Annotated in this window: 11 protein-coding genes and 1 pseudogene; 8 read left to right on the plus strand and 4 right to left on the minus strand. The window is 73.7% G+C overall.

What is annotated here, in order from left to right:
* Positions 1 to 3: 3 nt before the first annotated feature.
* The 3 genes and pseudogenes from RMN98_RS10240 to RMN98_RS21035 form a co-directional block, all read right to left on the minus strand.
* Positions 4 to 900, minus strand: a complete 897-nt coding sequence (locus RMN98_RS10240; protein WP_309648711.1) for a sulfite exporter TauE/SafE family protein — start codon at positions 898 to 900, stop codon at positions 4 to 6.
* Between the two features lie 123 nt (positions 901 to 1023).
* Positions 1024 to 1443: a helix-turn-helix domain-containing protein gene (locus RMN98_RS10245; RefSeq protein WP_309648712.1), complete on the minus strand. Its 420-nt coding sequence runs from the start codon at positions 1441 to 1443 to the stop codon at positions 1024 to 1026.
* Positions 1444 to 1583: 140 nt separating this feature from the next.
* Positions 1584 to 1805 (minus strand): annotated as a pseudogene (locus tag RMN98_RS21035) (transcriptional regulator); the annotation flags it as partial.
* Between the two features lie 397 nt (positions 1806 to 2202).
* Between RMN98_RS21035 and RMN98_RS10250 the strand changes: the two are divergent.
* Both RMN98_RS10250 and RMN98_RS10255 read left to right on the plus strand, forming a co-directional pair.
* Positions 2203 to 3183 carry a TerC family protein gene (locus tag RMN98_RS10250; RefSeq protein WP_309648713.1) on the plus strand — a complete coding sequence of 327 codons (981 nt, stop codon included), beginning with the start codon at positions 2203 to 2205 and terminating at the stop codon, positions 3181 to 3183.
* A 59-nt stretch (positions 3184 to 3242) separates the two neighbouring features.
* The gene (locus RMN98_RS10255; RefSeq protein WP_309648714.1) at positions 3243 to 3566 is read left to right on the plus strand and encodes a hypothetical protein; all 324 of its coding nucleotides are present in this window, start codon (positions 3243 to 3245) and stop codon (positions 3564 to 3566) included.
* A 72-nt stretch (positions 3567 to 3638) separates the two neighbouring features.
* Here RMN98_RS10255 and RMN98_RS10260 read toward each other — a convergent pair whose 3' ends face one another.
* Positions 3639 to 4496 (minus strand): hypothetical protein, encoded by an 858-nt coding sequence (locus tag RMN98_RS10260; RefSeq protein ID WP_309648715.1) that lies wholly within the window; start codon positions 4494 to 4496, stop codon positions 3639 to 3641.
* A gap of 125 nt (positions 4497 to 4621) precedes the next feature.
* On the opposite strand from RMN98_RS10260, the gene RMN98_RS10265 reads away from it, so the two are divergent.
* Genes RMN98_RS10265 through RMN98_RS10290 form a run of 6 tightly spaced genes read left to right on the plus strand, consistent with a single transcriptional unit; the run spans position 4622 to position 14838 of the window.
* Complete coding sequence (locus tag RMN98_RS10265) at positions 4622 to 5125, plus strand: nuclear transport factor 2 family protein (RefSeq protein WP_309648716.1); 504 nt, start codon at positions 4622 to 4624, stop codon at positions 5123 to 5125.
* A 47-nt stretch (positions 5126 to 5172) separates the two neighbouring features.
* Positions 5173 to 5664: a PGPGW domain-containing protein gene (locus tag RMN98_RS10270; protein ID WP_309648717.1), complete on the plus strand. Its 492-nt coding sequence runs from the start codon at positions 5173 to 5175 to the stop codon at positions 5662 to 5664.
* 49 nt (positions 5665 to 5713) lie between these two features.
* Positions 5714 to 9094: an exodeoxyribonuclease V subunit gamma gene (recC, locus tag RMN98_RS10275; protein ID WP_309648718.1), complete on the plus strand. Its 3381-nt coding sequence runs from the start codon at positions 5714 to 5716 to the stop codon at positions 9092 to 9094.
* A gap of 10 nt (positions 9095 to 9104) precedes the next feature.
* On the plus strand, positions 9105 to 12434 hold the full coding sequence (locus RMN98_RS10280) for a UvrD-helicase domain-containing protein (RefSeq protein ID WP_309648719.1): 3330 nt from the start codon (positions 9105 to 9107) through the stop codon (positions 12432 to 12434).
* A complete protein-coding gene (gene recD, locus RMN98_RS10285; protein WP_309648720.1) occupies positions 12431 to 14188 on the plus strand; it encodes an exodeoxyribonuclease V subunit alpha in 1758 nt (585 codons plus the stop codon). The genes RMN98_RS10280 and recD overlap by 4 nt, the downstream gene beginning before the upstream one ends.
* Positions 14189 to 14232: 44 nt before the next feature.
* Positions 14233 to 14838 carry an ACT domain-containing protein gene (locus RMN98_RS10290; protein ID WP_309648721.1) on the plus strand — a complete coding sequence of 202 codons (606 nt, stop codon included), beginning with the start codon at positions 14233 to 14235 and terminating at the stop codon, positions 14836 to 14838.

Consider the following 14838-nt stretch of genomic DNA (forward strand, 5'->3'; position numbering starts at 1 on the left):
GACCTACGCCCCCGCGTACGACGCCTCGAGCTCGGCGACCTCGCGGGAGCGGCGCTCCTGGCGCACGGCCCACACGATGCCGGTGATCCACAGCGCGGCCAGCGTGGCGACGACGCCCCCGACGGTCCAGCCCGTGGCGCCGAGGGTCTCGGCGATGGTCTTGGAGTTGGTGACGACGATCAGGCCGCCGGCCGCGACGCCGAGCACCCGGGCGGCGAGCTTCTTGACCAGCCAGGCGGCGATCGGAGCGGCCACGACACCGCCGCAGAGCAGCGCGAGCGCGTAGCCCCACGGGATCTCCGAGGAGCTGAGGGCGAAGAGGAAGCCGAGGGAGCCTCCGACGGCGACCACGAACTCCGAGGTGTCGATCGAGCCGATGACCTTGCGCGGCTCGAGTCGACCCGAGGAGAGCAGGGTGGTCGTGCCCACGGGGCCCCAGCCGCCGCCACCGATCGCGTCGAGCGCGCCGCCGACGAGGCCCATCGGGGCCAGCATGCGCGCCGAGGGACGGCTCTTGAAGGTGGGCCGACGACCGCCCAGCACCAGGAAGCGCCAGATCACGTAGACGCCCAGCGTCAGCAGGATGCCGGCCACCCACGGCTTGGCGGCGTCACCGTCGAGGCTGGCGAGGAACGTCGCGCCGGCGAAGGCGCCGACGAAGCCGGGGATCGCCAGGATCGACACGGTGCGCCAGTCGACGTTGCCGAGCTTGTGGTGGGAGAAGCCGGAGACCAGCGAGGTGCCGATCTCGGAGAAGTGCACCGCGGCGGAGGCGGCGGCGGGGGCGAGCCCGGCGGCCAGGAGCAGCGTCGAGGACGTGACGCCGTAGGCCATGCCGAGCGAGCCGTCGATGAGCTGGGCCAGGAAGCCGACGACGCCGAGGACGAGGAGCTTGCGCATGTGGTGCACCTTTCGGCCGTTCGGACCCTGCACCGGGCCCGACTAAGTCGAGTGGAAGTAAATGATGTAGTGAATTACTAGAGATTATGCACCGGATCGACTCGATCGTCCAACTTCGGGAGATCAGACCTGCGCGGGCGGGCGCAGCACCATGAGCTGCACACCGTCGGCCAGGCGGTAGGGGTTCGTCGACACGAGCGCGCCGACCACCCGTCGCAGCCGTGAGATCTCGGCGCGCACGGTCACCGCGTGGGCGGGGTCGCCGTAGATCGCGACGCTGAGCTGCTCGGCCGTCAGGCCCACGCGACCGACGTCGCCGAGGCGCGCCAGCAGGTCCGCGTGGCGCGGAGTGAGGGCGGTGCGCCAGGGCTCGTGGTCCGAGCGGACCTCGAGCACCGGGTTGCCCGGGGAGCCGGTGAGGTCGAGCCGGGCGGTGATCGTGTGGTCGAGCTCGGTGGGGCGCACGAGCCAGCCGTCACCGATCCGCTCGGGCAGGCACAGGCCCAGTCCGGGGATGGCCAGGGCCCGATGCGCGACCGGCACCTCGATCCGGTCGCGCCGCGCGACTCCGCCAGGCGTACGGCGCTCTCGATCAGCGCGCCGATCGCCGGGTGCAGCGTGAGGGCCGGTCCGCTGACGTCGACGACCCCGAGGAGCTCTCCGGTGCGGGGGTCGTGCAGCGGGGCCGCGGTGCAGTACCAGGGGTGCTGCTTCTGCTCGTAGTGCTCCGCCGAGAACAGCTGGACCGGGGCCGCCTCGGCGAGCGCGGTGCCGATCGCGTTGGTGCCGACGACGCGCTCGGTCCACGTCGCCCCCTCGGAGAACCCGAGGTCGTCGGCGCGCACCCGGACCCGGGCGGCGCCCTCGCGCCACAGGATCACGCCGTCGGCGTCGCACACCACCATGAGGAACTGGGACGCGTCGGCCACGCTGGTCAGCACCCGCCGCAGCTCGTCGACGACCGGCGCCAGTGGCGAGGCTCGGCGTCGGCGCACCAGCTCGATGTGGGGGAGCGGGAGGGTGGCCGGCTGCCGCCGATCACCGCGTCGTGGATGCGCCGGAGCTCCCGCGCGCGACGCGACAGGTCAACTGGCATGGGCCCTCCTGTGAGCCCGGTCACTGTGTCACGCCCAGGGTTGGCGCACTGTTGGTGACATGTCCTAAACTTGTCCGCGAGGGGAGTACCCCGCTCAGCACCACCCGGTCAGTACGGCGCCCCCACGGGCGTCCCGGGTGGTCGCCGCCCGGCTCGGGCGGTGGGGGAGACCTCAGGCGCACCACCATGTCTGAGGAGAAACCTTCATGCTCGACACCATCGGCACCCCCACCCTGTGGGCGGTCACCATCGGCGCGGTCATCGCACTGCTCGTCGTCGACTTCATCGCCACGCGCAAGCCCCACGAGGTCTCGATGCGCGAGGCCGTCGGCTGGTCGGCGTTCTACATCGCCCTTCCGCTCGCCTTCGGCGGCTACATCTGGTCGCAGCACGGCAGTGAGCGCGGGGTGGAGTACTACACCGGTTACCTGGTCGAGAAGACGCTCAGCGTCGACAACCTCTTCGTCTTCATGCTGCTGCTGGCGGCCTTCGCCGTCCCGGCGGCGCTCCAGCAGCGGGTGCTGCTCTACGGCATCATCGGCGCGCTGGTGCTGCGTGGCATCTTCATCGCCCTGGGCGCCGCCGCCCTCGGGGCCTTCGACTGGGTCTTCCTGGTCTTCGGCCTGATCCTGCTCGCCACCGGCGTCAAGCTGCTCCGCGACGCGCTGCGCGGCCAGGAGCACGACGTCGACATCTCCGAGATGCGCGTGGTCAAGCTCGCCCGCAAGCTGATGCCCGTCACCGAGGAGTACGACGGCCCGCGCATGACCGTGATGCAGAACGGCAGGCGTGCGCTCACCCCGCTCGCCCTCGTCGTCGCGGCCGTCTTCGCGACCGACCTGGTCTTCGCCATCGACTCGGTCCCCGCGGTCTACGGCATCACCGGCGACCCCTACCTCGTCTTCGCCACCAACGCCTTCGCCCTGCTGGGCCTGCGCGCCCTCTACTTCGTGCTCCAAGGCGCCCTGGCCAAGCTCGTCCACCTCAGCTACGGTCTGGCCGCGATCCTGGGATTCATCGGCGTCAAGCTCGCCCTGCACTGGGGCCACATGACCTGGGCCTCGGTCCCCGAGATCCCCACGCTGGCCTCGCTGGGCGTCATCGTCGGCATCCTCGTCGTCACGACCACGACCTCGCTGATCGCCGCCAAGCGCGCCGAGGCCGAGCGCGAGACCGTCGACGCCTGAGGGCTGCAACAGCCTGCAACCCTGGTGCGGGCGGGCGGTGGCGGTGTGGTCTGGCTCCCATGACCCAGACCGTCGATCCCCCGACCACCACGTCCCCGCAGACCCGCACCGATGCCTGGCTCGCGTCGTTCGAGGAGGCGCTGCGCGGCACCCACCGTCCGATGGGCGCCCAGCACGGCGCCGACAAGCACCGCACGACGTGGCTGGAGAAGCAGCAGGAGGAGGCCGTGTCGCTCGGCTCGACGACCCAGCCGGAGGTGCTGGTCATCGGCGGGGGTCAGGGCGGCATCGCGCTTGGCGCCAGGCTCCGCCAGCTCGGCGTGCCCAGCGTCGGGATCGACACCCCGGTCTACGGCCGCCAGGAGGTCCACCACGTCAGCTGATCGTCAACGACACCGCGCCGCCACCCAGCAGGGTGACGGCGCGGTGTGCGTTGCTGCGGCGCTGGGAACTGCTCAGCCGACGAGGTCGCAGACGACCGGGATGTCGAGCGTGTCGCAGACCGTGCCCAGCGGGAGCTGGTTGGTCAGCGGCGAGAGCAGGGCCAGCAGCGTGTCCAGGCCCGGGACGTCCGGGATGCCCGGGAACGCCGGGAAGTCCGGGATGCCCGGCAGGCCGCCGGGGATCGGCAGGGTGTCGAGACCGACGCTGCCACCGGCGAGGTCGCAGATGCCCTGGGGCAGACCGGCGTCGCAGAGGGCCTGGATCGGGTTGTCGGCACCGGGCACCGGAAGGTTGGTGGCCGCGTCGCAGATCGCCTGGGGCAGACCCGCGTCGCAGAGGGTCTGGATCGGGCTGGAGGCGCCGGGGACGCCGCCGGGCAGCGGGAGGCTGTCCACCGCGTCGCAGACGGCCTGGGGCAGACCGGCGTCGCAGACGGGCTGGAGCGGGCCGGCCGTGCCGCCACCGCCACCGGCCTGCTGGCAGGCACGCAGCTGCTGGGCAGCCACGGCGACCAGGTTGCGGGCCTTCTTCAGGTTGCGCGTCTTGACGGCCTTGGTGGCCTTGGCGCGCTTGACGCCCTTCTTGGCGTTCTTGATCAGCGCCCTCTGGCCGGACTTCTTGGCCTTCACCAGGCGCCTGTTGGCCTGCTTGAGGACCTTGGCCGCCTTGGCGAGCTGGGCTCGCTTGATCTTCGCGTTGCGCTGGGTCTGGGCCACGCGCGCCTGCTGCTGGCCGCACTCGTTGGCCCGCTCGGCGCCTTGGCCGGCCGCCGCACGCACGGGTGCCGCGGTGGCGCTCGTGCCGGTGAATCCGGCCACCAGCGCGATGGCGACGAACGTCGCAAGCGCCAGCTTCCACAACTTGGTCATATCCGGGTTTCCCTCCCTCGGTTGCTCGGATGGAGAGTTCCGAGCGGACGAAACGTAACCCCGCTCGGGTGCCCGGCGGGGTGCTTCTCGTGACATCGGTCACCGAGGATGGGACCTTAGGCCCCGTGACAGATCCCGTTTTCCGTGCTGAGGAGATCACCGAGGCCTACGCCGCCATGCACGCGCGCGTCCAGGAGCACGCCCGCACCGGCGACTGGGACGACTTCGCCCTCAACTTCACCGAGGACGCCGACTACGTCGAGCACGCCTTCGGCACCTTCCGCGGCCGCGACGCGATCCGCGAGTGGTCGGTGGCCACCATGACGTCCTTCCCGGGCGGGGCGATGACGTCGTTCCCGCTGGCCTGGCAGGTCGTCGACGAGGCAACGTCACGGCTGGTCTGCGAGGTCCGCAACCTGATGCCGGACCCCGGCGACGGGTCGCTGCACGAGGCCTCCAACCTCACGATCATGACCTACGCCGGCGACGGGCTCTTCAGTCGCGAGGAGGACGTCTACAACCCGCTGCGGTTCATGCGGATGACGATCCGGTGGGCCAAGGTCGCCGAGGCGCACGGGCGCCTCGGCGACGAGGGGCGCGCCTACCTCGCGACGTACGCCGGCACCTGAGAGCGCGTCCGCGCGCGCGCCTTGTGCCGGTCTGCCAGAGTCATGGCATGAAGGGTGCCGCGAAGAGAGTCGCGCTCGAGGTCGTCGGTTGGGTGCTGGTCGTCGCCGGCATCGCGGCGCTGATCCTGCCCGGACCCGGGCTGCTGATGGTCTTCGGTGGCCTCGCCATCCTGTCGCAGCAGTACGAGTGGGCCGAGCGGCGCCTCGCGCCCATCAAGTTCCGCGCGCTCAAGGGCGCGGCCGAGAGCGTCGAGACCGTCCCGCGCGTCGTGGCGTCGGTCGTTGGCGCCCTGCTGCTCTTCGTCGCGGGTGCCGTGTGGATCTGGAGCCCGCCGGTCCCCGGCTGGTGGCCGGTGAGCGACGCGTGGTGGCTGCCCGGCGGCATCGCGACCGCGGTCACGCAGATCGCGTCGGGCTTCATCGCCCTCGTGCTGGTGGTCTACAGCTACCGCCGCTTCCATGGCGACCCCGACGCCGTCGCCGAGCTCGAGGAGGAGCGCGAGCGGGCCGACGCCGACGCCCATCGGGGCGACGACTGACCGTCACCCTCGGTGCCGTCGTCGGCGGCGCCGTCTAGGGTCGGCCGCGATGAGCCTGCACCTGCACCGCGCCTCGCGCACCGACCAGCTCGCCGCCGCGCTCGGCGACCTGCTCGCGACTCCGCTCGAGGACCCCTTCGCCCAGGAGCTGGTGGTGGTCCCCGCCAAGGGCGTCGAGCGGTGGCTCACCCAGCGGCTCTCGCACCGGCTCGGGGTCGGCGGGGGCGGCGCCGACGGGGTCTGCGCGGGGGTGCGCTTCCTCAACCCGCGGTCGCTGGTCTCCGTGCTGCTCGACCGCGGGCGCGAGGACGTCTGGGACGCCGACCGCCTGGTCTGGCCGCTGCTCGCCACGATCGACGCGAGCCTCGACGAGCCCTGGGCGGCCACGCTCGCCGCCCACCTCGGCCACGGCCGCGACGGCGAGGAGGGAGGGCTGCGGCGCGACCGACGCTTCTCCGTCGCGCGGCGGCTGGCTGGCCTCTTCTCGTCCTACGCCGTCCAGCGGCCCCAGCTGGTCACCGACTGGCGCCACGGGCACCTGACCGACGGGGCCGGGGGTGTGCTGGCGCCCGACCTGGAGTGGCAGGCGGTGCTGTGGCAGCGGCTGCTGGAGCGGGTCGACGCGGAGCCTCCCGACGTGCGACACGACCGGGCACTGGACCTGCTGCGGTCCGGGGGTGTCGGGCTCGACCTGCCTGACCGGCTCTCCCTCTTCGGACACACCCGGCTGCCCGCGACCGAGGTCGCCCTCCTCGGCGCGCTGGCGACCTCGCGCGAGGTGCACCTCTGGCTGCCGCAGCCCTCGCCGGCGCTCTGGGACGCCCTGGTCGAGGGAGGGGTCGAGGGAGGGGTCGAGGGAGGGGTCGGCGTCGGTGGCGTGGTCGCCCGGGCCGACGACGAGTCGGCCGCTGTCGTGGGCCACCCGCTCCTGGCCTCGCTGGGCCGCGACGCCCGCGAGCTGCGCCGCACCCTGGCGCTGGTCGCCTCCGTCGACGAGCCGGTGGGGGTGCCGATCGAGGAGCCCTCGACCCTGCTGGGCTGGCTCCAGCACGACCTCCGGGCCAACGCTGCGCCGACGCCCCAGGCCCGTGAGGTGCGGCTGCCCGTCGCCTCGGACCGCAGCCTCCAGGTCCACGCCTGCCACGGCGCCGCCCGCCAGGTCGACGTCCTGCGCGAGGTGCTCGTCGGGCTGCTCGCCGACGACCCGACGCTCGAGCCGCGCGACATCCTCGTGATGTGTCCCGACATCGAGACCTACGCGCCGCTCTTCTCCGCGGGCTTCGGCCTCGCCGACGTGGTCGACCAGGCGGCCGGTGGCGGCCACCCGGCCCACCGGCTGCGGGTGCGCCTGGCCGACCGGGCCCTCACCAGCACCAACCCGCTGCTCGCCGTCGCGGCAGGCCTGGTCGAGCTCGCGTCCGGGCGACTCACCGCGTCCCAGGTCCTCGACCTCGCAAGCACCCCGGCGGTGCGGCTGCGCTTCGGCTTCACCGACGACGACCTCGACCGGGTCACCCGCTGGGTCGGCGAGGCCGGCATCCGCTGGGGGCTCGACGCCGCCCAGCGAGGTCGTTTCGAGATGCAGGGCTTCGAGCACAACACCTGGCGCGCCGGTCTCGACCGGATGCTGCTGGGCGTCGCGATGAGCGGCGACGACCACCGCCACGTCGGGCGCGGCCTGCCGGTCGACGACGTCGGCAGCAACGACGTCGACCTGGTGGGGCGGCTCGCCGAGCTGGTCGACCGGCTCGGCGCCTGCGTCGTGGCGCTCGAGGAGGCCAGCGGTGTCGACTCCTGGATGCAGGCGCTCACCGCCGGCGTGCTCGGGCTGACCGATGTCGCCCCCGACGACGCCTGGCAGGTGCCCCAGCTCGAGCGCGAGCTCACCCGAGCGGCGCTCTCGGGCCACGAGGCCCCCGAGGTGCTGCTCCGGCTCGCCGACGTGCGGGCCCTGCTGGCCTCCCGGCTGGGGGGGCGCCCCACCCGGGCCAACTTCCGCACCGGCACCCTCACGGTCTGCACCATGGTCCCGATGCGCTCGGTGCCGCACCGCGTGGTGTGCCTGGTGGGCCTCGACGACGGGGTCTTCCCCCGTGCCAGCGTCGAGGACGGCGACGACGTCCTCGCCCGACGTCCCCTGACCGGTGAGCGCGACGCTCGCAGCGAGGACCGCCAGCTGCTGCTCGACGCGTTGCTCGCCGCGACCGAGACGGTCGTGGTGACCTACACCGGCGCCAACGAACACTCCGGCGCTGCACGTCCGCCCGCCGTGCCGCTGGGGGAGGTGCTCGACGCCGCCGACCGCACGGCGGCCGTGCCCGTGCGCGGGACCGTGCTGGTCGAGCACCCGCTCCAGCCCCACGACCCGCGCAACCTCCAGCCCGGGCGGCTGGTGCCCGGCGACCCCGGTCGGCCCTTCAGCTTCGACCGGGCCGCGCTGGCCGGCGCGCGCGCGATGGTCGGCCCCCGGACCCCCCGGCCACCGCTGCTCGACGGGCCCTTGCCCGAGCGACCGACCGAGGACGTCTCGCTCGCCGACCTCAAGGCGTTCTTCACCCACCCCGTGCGCGCCTTCCTCCGTCAGCGGCTCGAGGTGTCGGTGCCGCTGTCGCCCGACGAGCTGCGCGACGCGATCCCCGTGGAGCTCGACAACCTCGAGGCCTGGCAGGTCGGTGACCACCTGCTCCGCGAGGTCCTCGCCGGTCAGGACCCGACCGCGGTGATGACGGCCGAGCAGCTGCGCGGCACCCTGCCGCCCGGTGGGCTCGGCTCGGGCGCGCTGGCGAAGGTCGTCGCGGAGTCGCAGAAGCTCTTCGACCGCACCGCCGACCTGCGGGTCGGCGAGGCGCGGTCGGTGGACGTCGACGTCGACCTCGGCGGCGGGCGCCGGCTGTCCGGCACGGTCTCCGGCCTCTACGGCGCCAAGCTGGTCTCCCTGGGCTACTCCCGGCTCAAGCCCCGCCAGCGGCTGCACTCCTGGATCGACCTCCTCGCGCTGAGCGCGGGCCGGCCCGACTCCAGCTGGACGGCCCACGCGGTCGGTCGCGAGCGCGCGGGGCCGCGGCGCGCCCTCGCGGGGCCGCTCGACCACCGTGCCGTCGACCACCTGCGCACCCTCGTGGAGCTGCGCGACCTCGGCCTGCGCAGGCCGCTGCCGCTGCCGATCCAGACGGCGGCCGCCTGGGCGGAGGGCCAGGCCCGCTCGCTGATGGGCGACGACGTCTCTCCCGTCGAGCTGGCCCGCCGGGCGTGGACGACCGACCCGCACAACGCCTTCGGGATCGAGGGCGAGGACGCCGACGACCACCACGTCCGCGCCTTCGGCCCCGACCAGCCCGTCGAGGTGCTCCTCGACGCCGGCCTCGCGACCCACGCGTGGCAGGTGTGGGAGCCGCTGCTCACCGGCGGCGAGAGGGTGGCAGCCCTATGAGGAATGGCCTGTGACGAGCGACCTGCCCACCTTCGACATCACCGCGCCGCTGCCCGGCGTCGGCACCACCCTGCTCGAGGCCAGCGCCGGCACCGGCAAGACGTGGACCATCGCCGCCCTCGTGACCCGCTACGTCGCCGAGGGCGTCGTCGGGCTCGACGAGATGCTGGTGGTCACCTTCGGCCGTGCCGCCAGCCAGGAGCTGCGCGAGCGCGTGCGCGCCCAGCTGGTCGAGGCGGAGCGGGCGCTCGACGGCGACCCCGCGGTCGACGTCGCGGAGTCCTCGTTGCTGACCCTGCTGGTCGCCGGCGACGAGGAGCAGCGGGTGCTGCGCCACCGGCGGGTCGTCGAGGCCCTGGTCGGCTTCGATGCGGCCACGATCGCCACGACCCACCAGTTCTGCTCGCTGGTGCTGAGCTCGCTGGGCGTGGCCGGCGACACCGACGCCCGGGCACGCCTGGTCGAGGACCTCGACGACCTGGTGTCCGAGGTCGTCGACGACCTCTACCTCCGCGCCTTCGCCTTCGCGCCCGGCGGCCCCGTCTTCAGCCACGCCGAGGCCCTCGAGATCGCCCGCGCGGTCGTGCGCGACCCGCAGGCCTGGCTCGAGCCGGTCGACGCCGACCGCACGACCCCCGCCGGTCGCCGGGTGGGCTTCGCGCTCAAGGTCCGCGAGGAACTCGAGCTGCGCAAGCGCAGGCTCGGGATCCTCTCCTACGACGACCTGCTCAGCCAGCTCGCCGACGCGCTCGAGCCCGAGGACTCGCCCGCCCGGGTGCGCATGCGGGCCCGGTGGCGGATCGTGCTGGTCGACGAGTTCCAGGACACCGACCCCGTCCAGTGGAAGGTCCTCGACCGTGCCTTCAGCGGCGTCGCCACGATGGTCCTCATCGGCGACCCCAAGCAGGCCATCTACGCCTTCCGCGGCGGCGACGTCACGACCTACCTCGCGGCCGCCGAGACCGCGACGACGCAGCAGACCCTCGGCACCAACCGGCGCAGCGACGCCGGCCTGCTCGCGGGCCTCCAGGAGCTCCTGGTGGGAGCCGAGCTCGGCGACCAGCGCATCGTCGTACGACCGGTGACGGCGCACCACCAGGAGCCGCGGCTGGTCGGCACCCCCGTGGCTGCCCCGTTCCGGCTGCGGGTGGTGCGGCGCGACACCTTCGGCCGGTCGCCCGGGGCGTCGCTGGGGGTCGCCGACGTGCGCCCGCACGTCGCCCGCGACCTCGCTCTCGACGTACGCCGTCTCCTGGCGTCCGGTGCCACCTTCGACGGGCGTGCGCTGGAGCCGCGTGACGTCGCGGTCATCTGCTATCGCCACGCCGACCTCGCCGCGTCCCAGCGTGAGCTGCACGCGGTCGGTGTCCCCGCCGTCATCGCGGGCGGGGGCAGCGTCTTCGCCACCCCGGCGGCGCTGGAGTGGCTGAGCCTGCTCGAGGCCCTCGAGCAGCCGCACCGCGCGCCCCGGGTGCGTGCCGCGGCGCTGACCTGCTTCTTCCCCCACACCGCCCGCGACCTCGACGAGCGTGGTGACGCGCTCACCGAGGAGGTCGGCGAGGTGCTGCGCGAGTGGGTCGAGGTGGTGCCCCGCCGCGGCATCGCCGCTGTGCTCGAGGCCTCCTCGGCGGCCGGCCTGCCGGCCCGGGTGCTCCGTGAGGTCGGGGGCGAGCGGTCGCTGACCGACCTGCGCCACATCGGCGAGGCCCTGCACGAGGTCGCCACCACCGAGCACCTCGGCGTCGTCTCGCTGCTCGCGTGGCTGCGGGGGCAGGTGGCCGAGGGCCGGGCCGGGCGCGGGCTCGAGCGCACCCGTCGGCTCGACTCCGACGCGGCGGCGGTCCAGCTGGTCACCATCCATGCCAGCAAGGGACTGGAGTACCCCGTCGTCTACCTCCCTGCCCTCGGCGACCGGTTCGTCCCCAAGCCGACCCGACCGCTCTTCCACGACGACGAGGGCCGCCGCTGCCTCGACGTCGGTGCCGGCGGTGGCGACGGGTGGCCCGAGCACGTGCGCCGCTGGGCCGACGAGGAGGCCGGGGAGTGGCTGCGGCTCCTCTACGTCGCCATCACCCGGGCGCAGTCGCAGGTGGTGTGCTGGTGGGCCCCGACCAAGAACGCCGTGGCCTCACCGCTGCACCGGTTGCTGATGCGGCTCGACCCGACCGACGGCCAGGTCCCGCCCTCGCCCTCGGTCCCGACCGACGACGACGTCGTGGGCCTGTTCGCCCGGTGGCGCGACCGCGGCGGTCCGTCGCCCGAGCTCGCGGCCCTGGCCGATCCCGGCCCCGACCCGGTGCTGCCCGGGGTCGGCGACCTCGCGGTGCGCACGTTCGGCCGCAGCGTCGACACGGAGTGGCGCCGCACCTCCTACTCCGCGCTCAGCCACGTCGACGTGGCGCCCGGTGCCGTGGCCGTCACCAGTGAGCCGGAGCTGCTCGCCAAGGACGACGAGGACGTCGACGTCGCCGGTGTGGCAGATGGCGAGACGTCCGACTCGGTGCCGTCGCCGATGGCGGGCCTGCCCGTCGGGGCGACGTTCGGGTCCCTGGTGCACGCCGTCCTGGAGCACACCGACCCCGACGCGGCCGACCTGCGCGCCGAGCTGGGCGCCCACGTCGACGAGCAGCTGGGGTGGTGGCCGGTCGACCTCGACCGCGAGGAGCTGGTCGACGCCCTCGTCGCGGTCTGCGACTCGCCCCTGGGCAGCGTCGCCGGCGGCGCGACGCTGCGTCAGGTCCCGCTGCGCGACCGGCTCCGCGAGCTCGACTTCGAGCTGCCGCTGTCGGGTGGCGACCTGGGCGTGAGCGCGGGATCCGACGTGCGCCTCGGCGATCTCGCGCCGCTCCTGCGCCGTCACCTGCCCGAGGGCGACCCCGTGCGCGGCTACGCCGAGGCGCTGGCCCTGCCGGCGCTGGGGGAGCAGACGCTGCGCGGCTACCTCACCGGCTCGGTCGACGTCGTGCTGCGTCTCGGCACCCCGGCGTCCCCGCGCTACCTGATCGTCGACTACAAGACCAACTGGCTGGGCCCCCGCGACGAGCCGCTCACGGCCCACTCCTACCGTCCTGCGGCGCTCGACGACGCCATGGGCCACTCCGACTACCCCCTCCAGGCGCTGCTCTACGCCGCGGTGCTGCACCGCTTCCTGCGCTGGCGGCAGCCCGGCTACGACCCGGAGGTGCACCTCGGCGGGGTGCTCTACCTCTACCTCCGCGGCATGTGCGGCTCGGAGACCCCGCTCGTGGACGGCGAGCCCTGCGGCGTCTTCACCTGGCGTCCGCCCGTGGCGCTGGTCGACGAGCTGTCCGACCTGCTCGACGGAGAGGTGCGCCCGTGACCGAGCTCTTCGAACCCGTGGGCGACCACGACCGGCGACTGGCGCTGGGGGCCGACGGCCTGCTCGCCGTCTTCAACCGGGCAGGCGTGCTGGAGGCGGGCGACGTGCACGTCGCCGGTCGCGTCGCCGACCTCGCGGCCGAGACCGACGAGCGGGGGCTGCTCGCGGCCGCGCTCGCCGTGCGGGCGGTGCGCTCCGGCTCGGTCTGCGTCGACCTGACCACGATCGCGTCGCTCGCCCCCGAGCTGCCCTGGCCCGAGCCGGAGGAGTGGGTAGCCGCCCTCGACGGTTCGCGCCTGGTCGCCGAGGGCGTGCTGCGCCACGAGGGCTCGCTGACCTACCTCGACCGCTACCACCGCCTCGAGACCCAGGTGGCCACCGACCTGCTCACCCGCGCCGGTGCCGACGCCCCGACCGTCGACGAGACCGCGTTGGCGGCTGCCCTCGCCCGGGTCCGCGGCGACCACCTCAGCCCCGAGCAGGAGGCTGCCGCCGCGGGGGCCGTGCGCAGCTGGACCACGGTGCTCACGGGCGGTCCGGGCACCGGCAAGACCACGACCGTCGCGCGGATGCTGGTCCTCCTGGCCGACCAGGCAGCCGCCGCGGGGCGCCGCTGCTCGATCGCGCTCGCCGCCCCCACCGGCAAGGCCGCGACCCGGCTCCAGGAGGCGGTGCTCGGCGAGCTCGCGGGCCTCGACCCCGCCGACCAGGAGCGCGTGGGCCGGCCCGACGCGATGACGCTGCACCGGTTGCTCGGCTTCCGCCACGACAACCGCACCCGCTTCCGCCACGACCGCGCCAACCGGCTGAAGTACGACGTCGTGGTGGTCGACGAGTGCTCCATGGTCGAGCTCACCATGATGGGCCGGGTGCTCGAGGCGGTCCGGCCCGAGGCCCGGTTGCTGCTGGTCGGCGACCCCCGCCAGCTCACCTCGGTCGGGGCCGGAGCGGTGCTCGCCGACGTGGTCCGCGGCTTCGAGGGGCACCCCACCTCGCCCGTGGCTTCGCTGACCGAGAACTTCCGCTCCACCGAGGACATCAAGGACCTCGCCGAGGCACTCCGCGTCGGTGACGCCGACGCCGTGCTGGCCACGCTGCGTCGCGCCAGCGACGAGGTGGAGTTCGTCGAGACCGACGACCCGGCCACCGCGCTGCGCGAGGACGCGCTGGCCTCTGCGCTCGCCGTCCGCGAGGCGGCCGTCGCCGGAGACCACCAGCGCGCCCTCGCGGCCCTCGACGGGCACCGCCTGCTGTGTGCCCACCGGGAGGGACCCTTCGGCGTACGACACTGGAACGCGCAGGTCGAGCGCTGGGTCGCCGAGGAGACCGGGGTGCCGATCTACACCTCGTGGTACGTCGGTCGCCCGGTCCTGGTCACCACCAACGACTACGCGTTGGGGGTCTACAACGGCGAGTCGGGCGTCGCGGTGCTCCAGCCCGACGGGCGGCTCCGGGTGTGGATCGCGGGCTCGGAGTCGCCGCGCGACCTCGCACCGGGCCGCCTCGAGGCGATCGAGACGATGCACGCGATGACCATCCACAAGAGCCAGGGCAGCCAGGCCGAGCGGGTCACGGTGCTGCTGCCGGAGGCGGGGTCGAGGCTGCTGACCCGCGAGCTGTTCTACACCGCCGTCACCCGGGCCCAGTCGCGCGTGCGCGTGGTCGGGTCCGAGGAGGCGGTGCGAGCGGCGGTCGCGACCCAGGCCCAGCGGGCCACCGGGCTGCGGCTGCGGCTGCACGGGTCCAGCGGGTGAGTGGCCGAAACGGCGCGGCAACCTCCGGAGGCTAGGGTCCTCGGGTGCCTTACCTGTTGCGTGTCGAGCTGCCCGACGTCCCGGGGTCCCTGGGTCGCCTCGCGTCCGCCGTCGGTGAGGCCGGCGGCGACATCGAGGCCATCGAGATCGTGGAGAAGCGCCACGACGGCACCGCGGTCGACGACGTGCTCCTGGAGATGATCGACGGGATCATGCCCGACTCGATCGTCTCGGCCTGCAACGCGCTCGACGGCGTCAGTGTGGTGTGGATCAGCCGCTACGCCGCCGGCGGCAACCTCTTCCTCGACCTCGAGGCGGTCGAGGACCTCACCGCGCACCCGGCCGAGGCGATCAACCGCCTCGTCGACCTGCTCCCGATGACCTTCCGCTCCGACTGGGCGCTGCGCCTGCACCGGGTCGGCGGCGTCGTCCACGCCACCGGCGCGGCTCCCGACGAGCTGGGGTTCGTCGACCTCGACCGGGCCACCCGGCTCGAGTCCGACGACGACACGCTCTACGCAGCAGCCCGCCTCGACGGCAACGAGATCGTCGTCATCGGCCGTCGTGGCGGCCCGGAGTTCCTCGACTCCGAGATCGCCCGACTGGGCCACCTCACCGGCCTGGCGCTCTCGATCGCCCGCGTGGGCTGA

This window comes from Nocardioides sp., from assembly GCF_031397825.1.
GTDB lineage: Bacteria > Actinomycetota > Actinomycetes > Propionibacteriales > Nocardioidaceae > Nocardioides.